Below are 16,994 nucleotides of genomic sequence, written 5' to 3' on the forward strand. Positions count from 1 at the left end.
AACACTATTCGGCCGACCGGCCGCCACGCCAACTATTGGGCGGCGATCACCGAGCCCGCGTACTTCTGCTTGATGAAGTCCTTGACCCGCTGGTCCTGCAGGAGCTTGGCGAGGGTGACGATGTTGGCGTCCTTCTCGTGACCGGCCTTGACGACGAGCCCGTTGACGTACGGGTTGCCCTCGGTCTTCTCCAGCGCCAGCGCCTGCGAAGCGGGCTTGAGCCCGGCCTCGATGGCGTAGTTGCCGTTGATGACCGCGGCGTCAACGTCCTCGAGCGAGCGCGGGAGCTGGGCCGCCTCAAGCGGCTTGAACTGCAGGTTCTTCGGGTTCTCGACCACGTCGCGCTCGGTCGCGGCGGTGCCGGCGCCGTCCTTGAGCTTGACCACGCCGTTGTCGGCGAGCAGCTTGAGCGCGCGGCCGAGGTTCGTGGCGTCGTTGGGCACGGCCACGGTGGCGCCGCTCGCCAGCGCGGACAGCGCGGTGATCTTCTTGGAGTACAGGCCCAGCGGCTCCAGATGGACCGGGGTGAGGAAGCTCAGCTCGGTGCCCTTGGAGGCGTTGAAGTCGTCGAGGTACGGCTTGTGCTGGAAGAAGTTCGCGGCCAGCTGGCCTTCGTCGAGCTGCACGTTCGGCTGGACGTAGTCGGTGAACTCCACGACCTCCAGCTTCAGCCCGGCGGCCGGGGCCAGGTTCTGCTTGACGTAGTTCAGGATCTCGGCATGCGGCACGGGGCTGGCGCCGACCTTGAGCACGCTGCCGGCCGGCTCGGCGGCGTCGGTCGCGGACTGCGACGTACCGCATGCGGTGAGCAACAGGGACAGCGCGACAGTACCCGCTATGGCACGAAATTTCATGATTCTTTCCTCTACTTATGCGATAGGCGCCGAACGACCAGGTCGCCCAGGCTCTGCAGGAGTTGCACGATGACGATGAGCAGCACGACGGTCACGATCATCAGCAGCGTCTCGAAGCGCTGGTAGCCGTACCGGACGGCGAGGTCGCCGAGCCCGCCGCCGCCGAGTGTGCCGGCCATGGCGGAGTAGCCGATGAGCGCGACGACGGTCACGGTCAGCCCCGATACCAGCCCGGGCAGGGCCTCGGGCAGCAGGACCTTGCGCACGATGGCGGCCCGGCTCGCTCCCATGGCCTGGGCCGCCTGCACCACGTCCGCGCCGACCTCGCGCAGTGCCGCCTCGACCAGCCGGGCGAAGAACGGCACCGCCCCGGCGGTGAGCGGCACGACGAACGCGGCCGTCCCGATGGTGGTCCCGACGACGAGCCGGGTGAACGGGATGATCGCGATCATCAGCACGATGAACGGCAGCGACCGCCCGATGTTGACCACGAACCCGAGCGCCGACTTGAGCGCCGGCGCGGGCCGCAGCCCGTCCCGGTCGAACACGACGAGCGTCACGCCGAGCGGTAGCCCGAGCAGGACGGTGAACAGCGTCGACCACCCGACCATCTGCGCCGTCTCCAGCGTCGCCGGCCACAGCAGCGGGAGGATCTCGTCCCAGGTCACGCGGCCTCCTCGACGATCAGGCCGGAGTCGCGCAGGTACGCCAGCGCGGCGGCGGTGTCAGCGCCGTCGAGCGCCACGCGCAGCCGGCCCACGGAGCCGCCGGCGAGGTCCTCGATCGAGCCGCCCAGGATGCTGAGGTCCACGTCGAACTTCCGCACCACCTCCGACACCACCGGCTGCCGGGGGTCGCCGGTGAAGGTCAGTGTCACCGAACCTGCGGGGGCCGGCTCGGACAGCGGGAAGATCTCCCTGGTCAGGCGGGATCCGGGGGTCCTGATGAGGTCGGCGATGGCGCCGGACTCCTCGATGCGGCCCCGGGACATGATGGCGACGGAGTCGCAGACGCTCTTGACGACGTTCATCTCGTGGGTGATGAGCAGGATCGTCAGGCCGAGCTCGGCGTTGAGCCGCTTGAGCAGGGCCAGGATCGACTGGGTGGTGGCCGGGTCGAGCGCGGAGGTGGCCTCGTCGGACAGCAGCACCGAGGGGTTGCCCGCGAGGGCCCTGGCGATGCCGACGCGCTGCTTCTGCCCGCCGGAGAGCTGGTGCGGGCGATCCTTGCCACGGCCCTGCAGTCCGACGAGCTCGAGCAGTTCACCGACGCGGCGCTCGCGCTCGGCCCTGGGCACCCCCATGATCTCGAGCGGGAAGGCGACGTTGCCTGCGACGGTGCGCGAGGAGAGCAGCGCGAAGTGCTGGTGGATCATGCCGATGCGCTGCCTGGCGCGGTTCAGCTCGCCGCTGCGCAGCGCGGTCAGGTCCTGCCCGGCGACGGTGACGGTGCCCGATGTCGGGCGTTCGAGCAGGTTGACGCAGCGCAGGAGGGTGCTCTTGCCGGCGCCGCTCTGGCCGAGCACGCCGTAGATCTCGCCTTCACGCACGTGCAGGTCGACGCCGTCGAGCGCGACGGTCTCGCCGTACTGCTTGCGCAGGCCTGAAGCCTGGATCACGAAAATCCCCATGACTGAGAGCGGCCACCATCGGAGCCGCGGGAACGGACATCACCGGAGCGGGGTACGCGTCAGCGGGTGCCCGGAGGGAACGGCAGGTGGCTCAGCCTTCGCAGCACGAAACCTGGAGTGATCATCAGAATGGCTTCCGGAGAGAACGGGGCGGGCGGGGACGCTTCAGCTGCTCAGCATTCGGCCCGGACAACACATGGCGTTCTCTTTCACGCCCGTCCTAACAAGCCCTTTAGTGCGCACCATTCCCGATACGCGAAGTGAACTGCCTCACTCCTCGACGATCTCCCAGCTGTGCGGCGCGATCTCCCCGAGGCCGGGAAAGCGGTGCGGCTCGTCGCCCACGTTGATCAGGAGCGTGATCCCTGCGCCGGAGCGCAGCACGGCGGCGGTGCCGGTGAGGTGTTCGACGGTGGTGCGGGCGGTCGCCGCCCCCTCGTGGCGCCTGCGGATGCCGATGAGGCGCTGGTGCGTGCGGTAGACGGGCCGGCCGTACGGCGCGAGCCCGGCGGGCGTGTCGGGGTATGCGGGCCTGATCGCGTCGTCGCCGCCTTCGCGCACCTCCTTGAGCCCCTGGAAGGCCTGCTCGTCGCCGTAGTAGACGCTCGGCAGGCCGCCCACGGTGAACAGCACGGCCAGCGCGTGCCCCAGGTGCCGGGGGTCGTCGAGCCTGGTGGCGAGCCTGGTGACGTCGTGGTTCCCGGCGAACGTCTGCGGCGTGAACGTCTCCAGCATCTGGTTGTGCCGGTCCAGCGCCCAGGCCAGCTCGAACAGGTTCCGGTCGTTGAGCGAGCTCCAGATCGCCTTCCACAGCTCGTACTGGGTGACGGTGTCCAGCCCCGAGCGTTCGACGTAGTCCGCGTAGTCGCCGTGGATGACCTCGCCGGAGAACCACGCGTCCGGGTGGCGCTCGCGCACGCCGGGCAGCACCTGCGCCCAGAACTCGGCGGGCACCGCGTACGCCGCGTCCAGCCGCCACCCGGCCGCTCCCCTGCCGAGCCAGTGCTCCATGACGGCCGTCACGTGCTCGCGCACGGCGGGCTCCGCGTGTTCCAGCACCACCAGGCGGTGGTGCCCCTCGAACGTCTCGTACTCGCCGGATCCCGGCCGCCGCCTGAACCAGCGCTCCCCCGCGGAGAACGACCGCGCGACGTGGTTGAACACGCCGTCCAGCACGATCCGCAGCCCGCGCCGGCGCGCCTGCTCGACGAGGTGGTCGAAGTCCCGCTCGTCGCCGAGGCGGGGGTCGATCGCGAAGTGGTCGACGGTGTCGTAGCCGTGCGTCTCGGAGGCGAAGATCGGCCCCAGCATGATCGCCGAGCATCCGAGCTCGACGGCGTAGTCCAGCCAGCCGGCCAGGTGCCGCAGCGGGCGCGGCCGGTCCGCACCGAAGCCGAGCGGGTAGACGTGCCAGAAGATCGCATGCTCAGCCCATGGCGACACGGACCGTCTCCTTTTCTGTGTGCGTACGGCGCATAGGCCGGCCCGAGGGCGAGCGCGCAGCCGACCACCGTGTCGGCCAGGCGGTAGCCGATCGTGGCCGGTGCCACATTACCCATGAGGAGCAGGACGAGCGGGGTCATGACGGTGGGCCGCGCGGAGAACCGCGCCATGTGCCCTCAACTGAATCGTCAGCGATACATCGGTAGCGATGTAATATGTGGCCATGAACATCGCGAGATTGAGAAGGCTGGGCAGAAGATTGCAGGAGCTGTCGAAGACGGTGGGCGAAGCCGACGGGCCGCCCCTGACGCCCGGGGAGGAGGCGGTCTTCGAGGATGTCATGCGGCATCCGGGGAGCTCGGTCGGGGAGATCCAGACCCGTACGGGATTCGTGCAGAGCCACGTGTCGGCCTCGGTGGCCCGGATGCGCGAGCGCGGCCTGCTGGAGACCGGTCCCGATCCGGCCGATGGGCGGCGCACCCAGGTGCGGGTGGCGGACGTCGCCATGCACACGCTGTTCCGGCGGGCGACCACGCCCGTGGACGAGGTGGTGCGGAAGGCGGTGCCGGATCCCGCGGACGCCGAGCGGGCGGTGGCGCTGCTGAAGGAGCTGGAGGCCCTGCTGATCACCGATGACTCGCACGGCCAGGGCTGATCACGCGCTGTGCAGATATGCGGCTGCCCGCCGTACCACGAAATGTCGGGTACGGCGGGCAGCGGGGCGGGGGTTAGGCCGCGACCGTGGAGGCGACCTGGGCCGAGGTGAGCGCGATGTCGAGAACCTCGCGCACGTCACTGACCGTGTGGATGGTCAGCTCGTTGCGGACCTCCTCGGGCACGTCGTCCAGATCCGGCTCGTTGCGGGCCGGGATGAGGACGGTGGTGATGCCCGCCCGGTGCGCGGCCAGCAGCTTCTGCTTGACGCCGCCGATCGGCAGCACCCGCCCGGTCAGCGAGATCTCGCCGGTCATGGCCACGTCACCGCGGACCAGGCGGCCCGACAGGAGCGAGGCCAGCGCGGTCGTCAGCGTCACACCGGCCGAGGGGCCGTCCTTGGGCACGGCGCCCGCCGGGAAGTGGACGTGGACCGAGCGGTCCTTCAGCGCGGTGACCGGCAGCTCCAGCTCCGCGCCGTGCGAGCGCAGGTAGGACAGCGCGATCCGGGCCGACTCCTTCATCACGTCGCCGAGCTGGCCGGTCAGCGTGAGCCCGGTCTCGCCGGTCTCCGGGTCGGCCAGCGACGCCTCCACGTACAGCACGTCGCCTCCGGCCCCGGTGACCGCCAGGCCCGTCGCCACGCCCGGCACCGAGGTGCGCTGGCTGGCCTCGGGCAGCGACGACTCCGGCACGAACCGCGGCCGCCCCAGGTAGCCGACCAGGTCGCCCTCGCCGACGGTGACGGGCAGCTCGTCCTTGGCCGCCACCTTGCGCAGGATCCTGGCGACCGCGCGGTCCAGGGAGCGGACGCCGGCCTCGCGGGTGTATTCGGCGGCGAGCTTGCGCAGCGCGCCGTCCTCGACCGTCACCTCCTCCGCCGTCAGCCCGGCCAGCTCCCGCTGGCGCGGCAGCAGGTGGTCGCGGGCGATGGCGACCTTCTCGTCCTCGGTGTAGCCGTCCAGCGTGACGACCTCCATCCGGTCCAGCAGCGGCCCGGGGATGGCCTCCAGGACGTTGGCCGTGGCCAGGAAGAGCACGTCGGACAGGTCGAGCTCGACCTCCAGGTAGTGGTCGCGGAACGTGTGGTTCTGCGCCGGGTCGAGCACCTCCAGCAGCGCGGCCGTGGGGTCGCCGCGGTAGTCGGCGCCGACCTTGTCGACCTCGTCGAGCAGGACGACCGGGTTCATCGAGCCGGCCTCGCGAATGGCGCGGACGATGCGGCCCGGGAGCGCGCCGACGTAGGTGCGCCGGTGGCCGCGGATCTCCGCCTCGTCGCGTACGCCGCCGAGCGCGACCCGTACGAACTTGCGGCCCATCGCGCGGGCCACGGACTCGCCCAGGGAGGTCTTGCCGACTCCGGGAGGGCCGGCGAGGGCCAGCACGGCGCCGCTGCGGCGGCCGCCCACCACGCCGAGGCCCTTGTCCTGGCGGCGCTTGCGGACGGCCAGGTGCTCGATGATGCGGTCCTTGACGTCGGACAGGCCGGTGTGGTCGGCGTCGAGCACGGCCCGCGCGCCCACGATGTCGTAGTTGTCCTCGGTCCGGTCGTTCCACGGAATGTCGAGGATCGTGTCGAGCCAGGTGCGGATCCAGCCGGTCTCAGGAGACTGATCGGAGGTCCGCTCCAGCTTGTCGACCTCCTTGAGCGCGGCCTCGCGCACCTTGTCCGGCAGGTCGGCGGCCTCGACGCGGGCCCGGTAGTCCTCTTCCTCGGTCTCGGCGTCGCCGTTGAGCTCCTTGAGCTCCTTGCGTACGGCGGCGAGCTGCTGGCGCAGCAGGAACTCGCGCTGCTGCTTCTCCATGCCCTCCTGGACGTCCTTGCGGATCGTCTCGGCGACGTCGAGCTCGGCGAGGTGGTCGCGGGACCACTCGATCAGCTTGGCCAGCCGGTCGGCCGGGTCGGCGGCTTCGAGCAGCTCGACCTTCTGCGCAGTGCTCAGCCAAGGGGTGTAGCCGGAGCTGTCGGCCAGCACGGACGGGTCGTCGATCTGGTTGACCTGGTCGACCACCTGCCAGGCGCCACGCTTCTGCAGAATCGTGGTGGCCAGGGCCTTGTACTCCTTGGCCAGCTCCTGCGCCCGCTCCCCGGCGGGAACGGTGTCGATCGTGTCGGCCTCGACCCAGAGCGCGGCGCCGGGGCCGGTCGTGCCGGTGCCGACGCGGACGCGATTGACGCCGCGGACCACCGCGGCGGGCTCACCGCCCGGCAGCCTCCCGACCTGCTCGACGACGGCCTGGACGCCGATCGCGCCGTAGCGGCCGTCAATCCGGGGAACGAGGAGGACCCGTGGCTTGTTGCCACCGGATGCACGGGCCGCGTCTATGGCAGCGCGCACCTCGGAGTCGGACAGGTCTAGCGGAACCACCATGCCCGGCAGGACGACCTCGTCGTCCAGCGGCAGGACCGGGAGGATCAAGCTCTCACTCATGCGAACTCCAAAGGGTTGAGTTATACCGACTCAATTCATTGGAGCCTGCTGTTGTTCCCTTCTTTGTTGATGTTCGCTCAGGGCGATCGTAATCATGTAAGTGACACCGCAGAACCGCCTCCGGCAAGAGGCCTCCAACGCGGCGGGATCCCAGACGGCCTTGGTGATGGCGCCCCGCAACGAGACCGGCCTCGTGCGTCCTGGGGAGTGACGGTCGTACAGTCGGCAGATGGACCCGGTTGAGCTCTTCCATCAGGTGGCGGCGACCGTTCCCGCCTACAGGGCCTTTCTCGCGGAACACCGCATCAACCCCGCAAAGATCAGGACATTTCAGGATTTCGTGCGGCTGCCGATGACGACCAAGGACGGCTACATCCGCCGCCACCCACTCGCCGATCTGTGCAGGGACGGCGTGATCGGGGACATGATCGCGGTGTCGTCGGGCTCGACGGGCGTGCCGTCCTTCTGGCCGCGTTCGGCGTCGGACGAGCGCGTGATCGCCGCCCGCTTCGAGGAGGTCTTCAGGGACTCCTTCGCCGCCCGCGAGCGCCGTACCCTCGCCGTGGTCTGCTTCGCCCTCGGCACCTGGGTGGGCGGCCTGTTCACCGTCAACTGCTGCCGTCACCTGGCCGAGCGCGGCTATCCGATCACGGTGGTCGCCCCGGGCACCGACCGCAGGGAGATCGCCCGCGTCCTGCCCGAGCTCGCGCCCCACTTCGACCAGGTGGTGCTCCTCGGCTACCCGCCGTTCCTGAAGAACATCATCGACACCGAGGACCTCCCCTGGCCCTCCTGGAACCTCAAGCTGGTCACCGCGGGCGAGGTCTTCAGCGAGGAGTGGCGCACCCTGGTGGCCGACCGGGCCGGGATGGAGGATCCGGTACGCGGCATCGCCTCCCTGTACGGCACCGCCGACGCGGGCGTCCTGGGCAACGAGACCGCGCTGTCCGTCGAGATCCGCCGCTTCCTGTCGAGCCGCCCGCGCACGGCCAGGGAGCTGTTCGGCGAGTCCCGGCTGCCGACCCTGGTGCAGTACGACCCCGGCGTCCGCTTCTTCGAGGAGCACCAGGGCACACTGCTCTTCTCGGGCGACAACGGCATCCCGCTCATCCGCTACCACATCGCCGACGAGGGCGGCGTGCTCCCGTACGACCGCATGCTGGACTTCGTCCGGCGGCACGGCTTCGAGCCGAGCGCCGCAGGTCCCGAGCGCCCTTTCGGGTACGTGTTCGGCCGCAGCCATTTCACGGTCTCCTACTACGGCGCGAACGTCTACCCGGAGAACATCGCGGTCGGCCTGGAGCAGCCCGCGGTCAGCGGGTCGGTCACCGGGAAGTTCGTGATGGAGGTGGTGGAGGACGCGCGGCGCGACCGGCAGCTGACGATCACGGTGGAGCTGATGCCGGGCGAGAAACCCTCGGACGAGACCGCGCAGGCCGTGGGCGAGTCGATCCAGGCCCAGCTGTTGAGGCTGAACAGCGAGTTCGCGGCGTACGTGCCTCCTGCCCAGCAGATCCCGTTCATCCGGCTGCGCGAGGCCGGCGATCCGGAGTATTTCCCGCCGGGGGCCAAGCACCGTTACACGCGCTGAGCCGGCGCGCACGCCAGGCCGCCCCTCTGACTCGACCGCGCTCTTTCTGGGTACGTGGAGGGAAAGCGAGCTTTGATGACACGGTGTCGTCAAGCTTGACGTAAGATGCCGATGTTTGTGACACTTCGTCATGAAAAGTCAGCGCGAGTTGAGGTGGGACGTGACGACGTCGTTCTCCGAGGCCTTGAGGAACGCCACCTGGGGCGATCACCAGTCTGCCGAGTCCGAGGGCTATCTCACGGAGCTCATGGGCGGCCGGTTGAGTGAGCACGAATACGGCGAGATGGTCGCGCAGCACTACTTCGCGTACGTCGCCCTCGACGGCGTGTCGAGGCAGCTCTCCGATCACCCCGTGGCCGGCCGGTTCGTGTTCCCCGAGCTCTATCGGGAGCCGGCACTCGAACGGGACCTCTCGACGATCTACGGCCCGGCCTGGCGGGACCGGATCGCGCCGTCCAAGTCCACCCGCACCCTGGTGGCGCGGATCCAGCAGGTGGCCGACTGGCCAGGCGGCTACATCGCCCACCACTACACCCGCTACCTGGGCGACCTGTCCGGCGGCCAGTTCATCAGGATGGAGCTGCAGAAGATCTACGGCTACGTCAAGGGCGGCGGCGTGGACTTCTACTTCTTCGACGAGCTGGGCAGCCTGCCGCGGTTCAAGAACGACTACCGGGCCCGGCTGGACGAGCTGGAGCTGGACGAGCAGGAGAGGCAGCGGATCATCCGGGAGGTCAAGCTCGCCTACCAGCTGAACATGGAGGTGCTCACCGAGCTCCTGCACGTCGTCAAGGCCGCCGCCTAACGTCCCGCCTCGCGATAGGGGTCCCGCAAGGGAGTGATCCTTTCGGCGAAATCGGCCTTGAGTCCGGCCAGGCGGGGGCCGGCCTGGTAATAGCGGCCCTTGGTTTCGCCGTACGGCTGGAGCCAGCCCTTGACGGTGAGATCCCGTAGGTCGCGGACCGCCTGCCCCTGGCTGAGATCCTCGTCGGCCTGATATCTGCTGCGGCGCAGCCGCCTGCTCACGAACGCCTCGTAAAGGGCGGAAACGCACCGCGTGTTGAGCCGGTCGGCGTCGACCCGCTCCTCCAGCAGGGTCCAGATTTCGCCTGCCTCAGCCAGGCGCTGGCGCACTCTTTGCGCCTGCATGTGGTGCGCTCTCAGGCAGAACCGGACCCAGTCGAGGGTGTCGCCGTGCGGGCGCCACCGTCGCTGCTGGACCGCGCCGAGCACGTCGTAATACTCGATGGTGACGCGTTGCTGCCCGAGCCATTCTTCAATCGAACAGAATTCGGGCGTCGTGATCTGGTCCCGACCGAGGACCAAAGTTTGCAGAGCGCGCGACATCCGGCCATTTCCATCGCGCCACGGATGGATACTTACGAGATTGAAGTGAGCCATCGCGCCTCGCACATAGCTCGGCATCTCCAGGTCTCCCTCGTTGAGCCACGTAATGAGCTCATCCAGCAGCCCAGGGACGAGTTCGGCATCCGGCCCTTCGTATACGACCTCCCCAGTGGACGAGTCTCGGACCCAGATGCTTCCTGGTCGAATCACTCCAGGGGTCTTGTGTCGATGATGGCCGATCATCATGAAGTTGAGCGCGTTGAGCACGCCTACGTCGTAGCGGAACACCGCGGCCCTCGACAACAGCCCGATATAGGTCAGCGCCTGTTGATAGCCCGCGATTTCCTTCGCGACGGCGGCGGAAGCGTCAAGGGGCTCATCCCCCGCCATGATCGACTCGATGTCCTCGACACTGGCCTTGTAACCCTCGATGGAGTTCGACCCTTGAATGGCGCGAGCCTGGAGCTGCCTGCGCAACTGGCCGTCCCAACGATGGGTCTCCGCCAGCCGGTACTTCAGGTCCTGGCGCATGTCCTCGATTTCGGCGAGCACCGCCTTGTCGACGGGCTCAAGCGGAGGAGTGTCGTAGAGCATGACCCAAGGGAAGCACGATTAAATCATCCAGTCAAACGACTGGATGATTTAACTAATTTACCCCTTTGGTGCCAAATATGAGAATCATGAAACCTGCGGCGATCAGTCCGGTTGCGTGCAGGCACAACGTCGGGATGATGCCGATCACCCGCCCAGGACGCCGGCCAGCGCGGTGCCCATGAGTGCCGTGGCGGCCTGGGCGCTGCCGAGGATCCCGCCGACCGCCTGCACCGACAGGAACACGCCGTAGGCGCCGCCGCCGCCGCCCAGCACGTCCGCGACCCGCGCGCCACTGCTCGCCTCAGTCACCGGAGGCTGTGGGGGGCAGCGGGACCGAGAGCTGGGCCAGCAGTACGGGGCGCGCCCCGTCGGGCCGCGCCGACGGGTCGTTGATGCGAGCCATCAGCGGCTCCAGCAGGTCCACGATGGCGGTGGCGAGCGCGGTGAACTCCTCGGGCGTGGCGTAGAGGAACGTGTTGCTCACCCCGCCGATCCCCCGCCACGGCTCGGGCTCTTCGTCGCGGCGCTGCTCCCATTCGACCACGCATCGCGGCCGGGTCGTCGAGCAGCCGCCGCGGGCGGCCCGGCGTGGATTCCAAAGACATGCTTGAAACCCGCGGCGCTCGCAATCAACCGGCTATCACATGCCAGGAGCCCGATACGCCACCTCCAGCCGCGTGGCCTCGTCGATCTCCTCCGGCGCCAGCAGGACAACCGTCTTCGTCCGTACCGCCCCAGACGCCGATACTCTGAGACCCACAGCGGCCGAAGCCGCATTGCTCGGCAGGTCGACGATCAAATAAACGTCGTTCTCGCCGAACGCGAAATACATCTGCTCGACCCGCCCGCCGGCGCTTTCCGCCATGCGCTCCACCGCTTGCCGGCGTCCGGTGCCGCCATCTTGCAGCACCCCTTTGAGGCCATCTGCGGTGTAGGTCGCCTGAATCAGATATTTGGGCATGGTCGAGTCCCTCTTTTCATGCCGCCCCCTGCGCGCTGTGGCGGCCATTGCGGTCACGGGGTCGAAGTTCTCAGCTTCGGGTGACGGTAATCCCACCCGCTGTACTGGTTTTCCCCTGCCGCCCTTCCCGAGAGGACCGCGAATGCCTGACATCCCGGAGGAAGCCGTACAAGTCGCAGCAGAGGCGCTCGCGCAAAGCAGGGACCATGCTCCCGCAGGAAGAGTTCTTCCCTCTCCCGGCGTCTCCCCACGATCCTGACCGGCCACCCCTCGCTGATCTGGTGGCGCGAATCCGTCCCTTGGCTCGTCGTCATGAGCGTGTGGGCGAACGTGACCGGCCCCTGGTCGTCATGGCAGGCCGGCCGCGCCGAACGCGAACAAGACCAGCGCTGGCGCGCACAAGAACCCTGCGGGCTGATCAGCGCAGGTCATGCGGCCCCGAGCTGCCCCGGACCCGGGGCCGTCGCCATACCTGGGAGGCATGAAGATGTATAACAACCGCAAGCGTGAGAGCGCCGCGCGCAGGGGGGCGGCCTACCATGGGCCTATGCCACGGATCTCGGCCGCCACCATCGGCGAGCATCGTGCCCAGACGCGCGACCGCATCCTGCAGGCCGTCTCGCGTCTGTCGAGGGTGCAGGGCATCGACGCCATCTCGATGACGGACGTGGCCAACGAGGCGGGCATCACCAGGACCGTCCTCTACAACTACTTTCCCGACAAGGCGGCACTGCTGCTGGCGTTCACCGAGCGGGTGACCCAATACTTCATCGACAGCTACGAGCGGGAGCTGCCCGCCGGCGCCTCGCCCGCCGATCGGCTGCGGGCGTTCGTGCGGTTGCAGCTCGCCGGGTTGCTCGCCCATCCCCACCCAGGAGCCGCCGATCTGAGTGCCGCTCTGGGCCCGGATGCCTACCAGCAGCTCGCCGAGCATGTCGCGCCCATGCAGCGCATCCTGGTGGAGATCCTGGAGAGCGGGATCGAGACGCGGGACTTCCGGGTCGTGGACGTGGCGGCGACGGCCCGGATGGTGCTCGCCGTCATCGGCGCCGAGCGGGTGCCGTTGATCAGCGGTGACGTGACGGTGGAGGCGGCCGGGAAACTGGTGTCGGAGTTCGTGCTGCGGGCTCTCGGGAGCGCATCCGCCCGCTGAAGTGTCACGGCTCTCGGGAACGCATCCGCCCGCTGAAGTGTCGTGGCTCTCGGAAGCGCATCCGCCCGCTGAAGTGTCGTGGCTCTCGGAAGCGCATCCGCCCGCTGAAGTGTCGTGGCTCGATGACAGGATTGGCCCATGACACACGGCCCCCAAGAGCTCCAGAGCGACGGCCACCTCGTGCTCAAGTCGGCGCGCGGGCGCTGGGTCCTCCTCGCGACCGTGCTCGGTTCCGGGCTCGCGCTGCTCGACAGCACCGTGGTGAACGTCGCGCTGCCGGACCTGGGCCGGGAGCTCGACGCGGACATGGCCGGCCTGCAGTGGACGATCAACGCGTACACACTCACCCTCGCCGGGCTGATCCTGCTGGGCGGATCCCTGGGCGATCGCTACGGCCGCCGGTCCGTCTTCCTCATCGGCACGGTCTGGTTCGCCGTGGCGTCCGCGCTGTGCGGGCTGGCGCCGAACATCGAGTTCCTCATCGGGGCCCGGGCGTTGCAGGGCATCGGCGGGGCGCTGCTGACGCCGGGATCGCTGGCGATCATCCAGGCGTCGTTCGTGCGCGGGGACCGGCCTCGGGCGGTCGGGGCGTGGTCGGGGCTCGGCGGGGTGGCCGCCGCTATCGGGCCACTGCTGGGCGGAGGGCTGGTGCAGACAGTGGGCTGGCGGTGGGCGTTCCTGATCAACCTGCCGTTCGCGCTGATCGTCGTGCTCGTCACCCTGCGGCACGTGCCCGAGAGCAGAGACGAGCAGGCGGCGGGGCGGTTCGACGTGCTGGGGTCGGTGCTGGCGGCGCTGGCGCTGGCGGGGATCACGTACGGGCTGATCCAGGAGGGGGCGCCGGTGCCGCTGATCGCGGGCCTGGCGCTCGGGGCGGCGTTCGTGGTGACGGAGATCCGCAGGTCTCCCGACGCGCTGGTGCCTGTGGGGATCTTCCGGAATCACGTGTTCACGGCGGTGAACGTGGTGACACTCATCATGTACGCGGCCATGGGGGTGGTGTTCTTCCTGCTGGTCGTGCAGCTGCGGGTGGTGTCCGGGTTCTCGGCCACCGCGGCGGGGATGGCGATGCTGCCGACCTCGATCCTGATGCTGCTGCTGTCGGCCAAGGCCGGTGAGGTCGCCAAACGGTACGGGCCGCGATGGCCGATGACGATCGGGATCCTGGTGGCCGGAGCCGGGTTCCTCTGGATGAGCACGATCGGGTTCGGCGCTTCGTACCCGCTGCAGGTGCTGCCCGCGGTGACCGTGTTCGGGCTCGGGCTGTCGGCGGCCGTGGCGCCGCTGACGGCGACCGTGCTGGCCACCGCCGACGAGCGCTACGCGGGAACGGCCAGCGGCGTCAACAACGCGGTGGCGCGTACCGGGAGCCTGCTCGCGGTGGCCGCGGTGCCGCCCATGGTGGGGCTGGTGGGCGACGCGTTCCGAGAGCCGGCGGTGTTCGACGCCGGGTTCCGGCTGGCGATGCTGATCAGCGCCGGGATGATGGTGGTGTCGGCGCTGATCACGGTCCTCACCATCAGGAGCAACGTCCTGGCGGCCGACGAGGACTAGAAGGCGGTCTCAGAAGTCGGCATGAGATCGCCCATCAGAACGTGAACGCCTGACTGCGGACGCTGTTGTCGAAGTTCGACAGGAGCAGCTCGGGCTCGCCGACCGAGCGGATGCCGGGGAGCCTGGTCAGCAGCTCGCGGAACATCGTACGCATCTCCTGCCTGGCCAGGTTGGCGCCGAGGCAGAAGTGCGGACCGGGGCCCCCGAAGCCGACGTGCGGCTTGGCGTCGCGGGTGATGTCGAACGTGTCCGCGTCCGGGAAGACCGATTCGTCCCGGTTGGCGGAGCCGTAGAACAGCACCACCTTGTCGCCCTTCTTCAGCTCCAGGCCCCGCAGCGTGTAGTCCTCGGTGACCGTACGGCGGAACTGCATGATCGGCGAGACGTAGCGGACCATCTCCTCGATCGCCCCGTTGATGTGCGCGTCGAAGTCGCTCATCAGCAGCTCGCGCTGCGCCGGGTTGTCGGTGAGGAGCTTGATGCCGTGCGCCATCGTGTTGCGGGCGGTCTCGTTGCCGGCCACCAGCAGCAGCGCGAAGAACGAGCCGAGCTCCTTGTCGGCCAGCTTCTCTCCGTCGGGGTTGGCGTTGACCAGCAGGGAGACCAGATCGCCCTTGGGGTTGGCGACGCGCTCGTGGCCGAGCTTGATGACCATGCGCTGCAGGGCCAGCAGGGCGAGCATGTTCTGGCCGGCCATCTGGACGCTGCGGGCCAGGCTGGGACGCACGCCGGTGTAGGCGGTGGAGATGTCCACGTGCTGGTGGACCTTGGCGCGCAACTCCTGCGGGATGTCGAGCATGTCGCAGATGACGTGGATCGGCAGCCTGGCGGCCACCTGGGTGACGAAGTCGCGTGGACTTTCCTTGACGACGTCGTCCACGATGCGGGCGCAGGCGGCCTCGATGTCGCTCTGCAGGCCGGACAGCATCTTCGGGCTGAACGAGCGGGTCACGATCCGGCGCAGGCGGGCGTGGCGCGGGTCGTCCATGTTGACCATCGACTCGCCGAACACCTGCTTCACCCAGCCGGGCGGCTCCGGATTGGTCACGGCGGGCTCGCTGGAGAAGATCTTGGCGTTGCGGCTGGCCTCGACCACGTCGGCGTGGCGTACGAGGGCGTAGAAGCCCTTGCCCGACCGCAGGAGCGGAACCTTCTTCTCCGGGAAGAACACCGGATGCTCCAGCTGCCGGAGCCGAGCGAACGCCTCATTCCGCTCTTTGAGGGGTTTGCGCCAGAAATCCAGATCCGCGAGATCGATGTCCACCCGTCTATCCTGGCACGTTCCCACGGAGTTAAAGCCTGGTTCGCGCGGGCCGGACATTACTCGAAGTATGAATGCGCTGCTCGCCGTCTGCCTGGTTCTTCCCCTCGCTTCCGGTACGGCTCCCACCGCGGCTCGGGCGTGCGGTGGACACCCTCTCGACTTCGACGGCGACGCCCGGCCCGACCTCGCCGTGGCCGCGCCGTACGACAACACGAGGGCCGGTTCGGTCACCGTGATGTATGGCTCCGGAAAGCAGGTCAAGCTCACCCAGGACGGCGCGGAACCGGGCGACTCGTTCGGGTCCGCGCTGGCCGTGGGCGACTTCAACGGGGACAAGTGCGCCGACCTGGCCGTCGGGGTGTCTGAGGAGTTCACCGGGGAGCGGGTGCCCGGCGGCGACGGGAACGGGGTCGTCCAGCTCTTCAACGGGTCCGCGCACGGGCTGGTGCCGGGCAGGGAGCTGGTGCCGGCCAAGCCGTCGAGCGACCGGTTCGGGGCGTCGCTGGCCGCCGGGGACCTCGACGGGGACGGGCGCGACGAGCTCGTCGTGGGCGCGCCCAGCCACCGGTCGGGCGGGGCGGTGACGGTGTACTGGATGAAGGGACGCAAGCCGTACCAGTTCACGCAGAAGACGCGGTGGGTCCGGCAAGCCGCGAACGTGACCGACCAGTGGGGCGCCTCGCTGGTCACCGGGGACTTCGACGGGGACGGGCGCGACGAGCTCGTCGTCGGCGCGCCGGCCGACACCGTCAAGCTCGACGGGCAGGGGTCGGTCACCGTGATCGACGTACGGCGGAAGCGGGCCCGGCAGCTCACGCAGAGCAGTCCGGGCATCAAGGGCGCGTCGGAGAAATGGGACGGATTCGGGGCGTCGCTGGCCACCGGCGACTTCAACGGGGACGGGCGCGCCGACCTGGCCATCGGGGTGCCGGGTGAGGGGCTCAGCAAGAACCAGCGGGCCATGGACTACGGCGACGGCACCGTGGACGTCCTGTACGGGACGCGCGGCGGGCTGAGCACCTACCGCAGCGAGGCGTGGTCGCAGAACACGCTGGAGGGCAAGCCGCGGTACTACGACCGGTTCGGGGCGTCGCTGGCGGCCGGGGACTTCAACGGCGACGGGAGGGACGAGCTGGCCATCGGCGTGCCGGGTGAGAAGGCCGTCCAGGTGCTGGCGGGGCGGGCGTCCGGGGGGCTGACGCGGGTGGGGAACCTGCTGGTCAAGGGGAAGGGGCGGGACTTCGGCGCCTCGCTGGCCGCGCTGCCGCTGAGCGAGCGCTACCGGCCGCTGGCCAAGAGGCGGCCGCTGTACGGGCTCGTGGTGGCGGCGCCGGACCAGGGGCTGGTCATGTACGCGCCCGGCCAGCGCCGCTCCGGCCTGCGGCTGGGCAAGATCCGCCGGCTCAGCACGGGCACCGGCCTGTACGGCTACACCTTCGGCTGATCCGCCGGCCGGACAACGCGCCCGACCGAGACACGCTCGTGCTGAGGGGGCAGGAGAATGAAAGGCGGGCGGC

16 protein-coding genes are annotated in these 16,994 nt (G+C 69.1%); 6 read left to right on the forward strand and 10 right to left on the reverse strand.

Annotation, left to right across the window (positions count from 1 at the left end; all coding sequences use genetic code 11):
• Positions 1-32: 32 nt before the first annotated feature.
• The 4 genes from ACTMTI_RS17540 to ACTMTI_RS17555 form a co-directional block, all read right to left on the reverse strand.
• Entirely contained in the window at positions 33-854 is an 822-nt protein-coding gene (locus ACTMTI_RS17540) for a MetQ/NlpA family ABC transporter substrate-binding protein (RefSeq protein WP_441121424.1), read from the reverse strand.
• 11 nt (positions 855-865) lie between these two features.
• On the reverse strand, positions 866-1,522 hold the full coding sequence (locus ACTMTI_RS17545; RefSeq protein ID WP_441121425.1) for a methionine ABC transporter permease: 657 nt from the start codon (positions 1,520-1,522) through the stop codon (positions 866-868).
• Positions 1,519-2,484, reverse strand: coding sequence for a methionine ABC transporter ATP-binding protein (locus ACTMTI_RS17550; protein WP_441121427.1), 966 nt, complete (start codon positions 2,482-2,484; stop codon positions 1,519-1,521). Before ACTMTI_RS17550 ends, ACTMTI_RS17545 begins: the two co-directional genes overlap by 4 nt.
• Before the next feature lie 270 nt (positions 2,485-2,754).
• Positions 2,755-3,927 (reverse strand): alpha-amylase family glycosyl hydrolase, encoded by a 1,173-nt coding sequence (locus tag ACTMTI_RS17555; protein WP_441121428.1) that lies wholly within the window; start codon positions 3,925-3,927, stop codon positions 2,755-2,757.
• A 223-nt stretch (positions 3,928-4,150) separates the two neighbouring features.
• On the opposite strand from ACTMTI_RS17555, the gene ACTMTI_RS17560 reads away from it, so the two are divergent.
• Complete coding sequence (locus ACTMTI_RS17560; RefSeq protein ID WP_441121429.1) at positions 4,151-4,582, forward strand: MarR family winged helix-turn-helix transcriptional regulator; 432 nt, start codon at positions 4,151-4,153, stop codon at positions 4,580-4,582.
• Positions 4,583-4,655: 73 nt separating this feature from the next.
• Here the strand turns inward: ACTMTI_RS17560 and lon are convergent, their stop codons facing one another.
• On the reverse strand, positions 4,656-7,013 hold the full coding sequence (lon, locus tag ACTMTI_RS17565) for an endopeptidase La (RefSeq protein ID WP_441121430.1): 2,358 nt from the start codon (positions 7,011-7,013) through the stop codon (positions 4,656-4,658).
• Between the two features lie 229 nt (positions 7,014-7,242).
• Here lon and ACTMTI_RS17570 point away from each other — a divergent pair, with 229 nt between their 5' ends.
• Both ACTMTI_RS17570 and ACTMTI_RS17575 read left to right on the forward strand, forming a co-directional pair.
• Complete coding sequence (locus ACTMTI_RS17570) at positions 7,243-8,604, forward strand: phenylacetate--CoA ligase family protein (protein WP_441121431.1); 1,362 nt, start codon at positions 7,243-7,245, stop codon at positions 8,602-8,604.
• A 130-nt stretch (positions 8,605-8,734) separates the two neighbouring features.
• Positions 8,735-9,409, forward strand: a complete 675-nt coding sequence (locus ACTMTI_RS17575; RefSeq protein WP_441121432.1) for a heme oxygenase (biliverdin-producing) — start codon at positions 8,735-8,737, stop codon at positions 9,407-9,409.
• On the opposite strand, the gene ACTMTI_RS17580 is transcribed toward ACTMTI_RS17575, so the two are convergent.
• The 4 genes from ACTMTI_RS17580 to ACTMTI_RS17595 all read right to left on the reverse strand — a co-directional run bounded on the left by ACTMTI_RS17580 (position 9,406) and on the right by ACTMTI_RS17595 (position 11,506).
• Positions 9,406-10,545 (reverse strand): Fic family protein, encoded by a 1,140-nt coding sequence (locus ACTMTI_RS17580; RefSeq protein ID WP_441121433.1) that lies wholly within the window; start codon positions 10,543-10,545, stop codon positions 9,406-9,408. The two genes, ACTMTI_RS17575 and ACTMTI_RS17580, sit on opposite strands and share 4 nt — an antisense overlap.
• A gap of 144 nt (positions 10,546-10,689) precedes the next feature.
• A complete protein-coding gene (locus ACTMTI_RS17585; protein ID WP_441121434.1) occupies positions 10,690-10,854 on the reverse strand; it encodes a hypothetical protein in 165 nt (54 codons plus the stop codon).
• On the reverse strand, positions 10,847-11,089 hold the full coding sequence (locus ACTMTI_RS17590) for a hypothetical protein (protein WP_441121435.1): 243 nt from the start codon (positions 11,087-11,089) through the stop codon (positions 10,847-10,849). The genes ACTMTI_RS17585 and ACTMTI_RS17590 overlap by 8 nt, the downstream gene beginning before the upstream one ends.
• A 96-nt stretch (positions 11,090-11,185) precedes the next feature.
• Positions 11,186-11,506, reverse strand: coding sequence for a GYD domain-containing protein (locus tag ACTMTI_RS17595; RefSeq protein ID WP_441121437.1), 321 nt, complete (start codon positions 11,504-11,506; stop codon positions 11,186-11,188).
• Between the two features lie 547 nt (positions 11,507-12,053).
• Between ACTMTI_RS17595 and ACTMTI_RS17600 the strand changes: the two genes are divergently transcribed.
• Both ACTMTI_RS17600 and ACTMTI_RS17605 read left to right on the forward strand, forming a co-directional pair.
• Positions 12,054-12,659, forward strand: a complete 606-nt coding sequence (locus tag ACTMTI_RS17600) for a TetR/AcrR family transcriptional regulator (RefSeq protein WP_441121438.1) — start codon at positions 12,054-12,056, stop codon at positions 12,657-12,659.
• A 138-nt stretch (positions 12,660-12,797) separates the two neighbouring features.
• Positions 12,798-14,213, forward strand: coding sequence for an MFS transporter (locus ACTMTI_RS17605; protein WP_441121440.1), 1,416 nt, complete (start codon positions 12,798-12,800; stop codon positions 14,211-14,213).
• Positions 14,214-14,247: 34 nt separating this feature from the next.
• Here ACTMTI_RS17605 and ACTMTI_RS17610 read toward each other — a convergent pair whose 3' ends face one another.
• Entirely contained in the window at positions 14,248-15,477 is a 1,230-nt protein-coding gene (locus ACTMTI_RS17610; protein WP_441121441.1) for a cytochrome P450, read from the reverse strand.
• A 67-nt stretch (positions 15,478-15,544) separates the two neighbouring features.
• Between ACTMTI_RS17610 and ACTMTI_RS17615 the strand changes: the two genes are divergently transcribed.
• Positions 15,545-16,921, forward strand: a complete 1,377-nt coding sequence (locus tag ACTMTI_RS17615) for an FG-GAP and VCBS repeat-containing protein (protein ID WP_441121442.1) — start codon at positions 15,545-15,547, stop codon at positions 16,919-16,921.
• The last annotated feature ends 73 nt before the right edge of the window (positions 16,922-16,994 follow it).

Origin of the sequence: Nonomuraea sp. H19, from assembly GCF_052068215.1 — a bacterium.
Taxonomy (GTDB): Bacteria; Actinomycetota; Actinomycetes; order Streptosporangiales; family Streptosporangiaceae; genus Nonomuraea.

Bases quoted from the DNA above. Each gene is read 5' to 3' on its own strand.
- ACTMTI_RS17540 (WP_441121424.1), bottom strand. From the start codon at position 854: ATGAAATTTCGTGCCATAGCGGGTACTGTCGCGCTGTCCCTGTTGCTC.
- ACTMTI_RS17550 (WP_441121427.1), bottom strand. From the start codon at position 2,484: ATGGGGATTTTCGTGATCCAGGCTTCAGGCCTGCGCAAGCAGTACGGC.
- ACTMTI_RS17560 (WP_441121429.1), top strand. From the start codon at position 4,151: ATGAACATCGCGAGATTGAGAAGGCTGGGCAGAAGATTGCAGGAGCTG.
- lon (WP_441121430.1), bottom strand. From the start codon at position 7,013: ATGAGTGAGAGCTTGATCCTCCCGGTCCTGCCGCTGGACGACGAGGTC.
- ACTMTI_RS17570 (WP_441121431.1), top strand. From the start codon at position 7,243: ATGGACCCGGTTGAGCTCTTCCATCAGGTGGCGGCGACCGTTCCCGCC.
- ACTMTI_RS17575 (WP_441121432.1), top strand. From the start codon at position 8,735: ATGAAAAGTCAGCGCGAGTTGAGGTGGGACGTGACGACGTCGTTCTCC.
- ACTMTI_RS17580 (WP_441121433.1), bottom strand. From the start codon at position 10,545: ATGCTCTACGACACTCCTCCGCTTGAGCCCGTCGACAAGGCGGTGCTC.
- ACTMTI_RS17595 (WP_441121437.1), bottom strand. From the start codon at position 11,506: ATGCCCAAATATCTGATTCAGGCGACCTACACCGCAGATGGCCTCAAA.
- ACTMTI_RS17600 (WP_441121438.1), top strand. From the start codon at position 12,054: ATGCCACGGATCTCGGCCGCCACCATCGGCGAGCATCGTGCCCAGACG.
- ACTMTI_RS17605 (WP_441121440.1), top strand. From the start codon at position 12,798: ATGACACACGGCCCCCAAGAGCTCCAGAGCGACGGCCACCTCGTGCTC.
- ACTMTI_RS17615 (WP_441121442.1), top strand. From the start codon at position 15,545: ATGAATGCGCTGCTCGCCGTCTGCCTGGTTCTTCCCCTCGCTTCCGGT.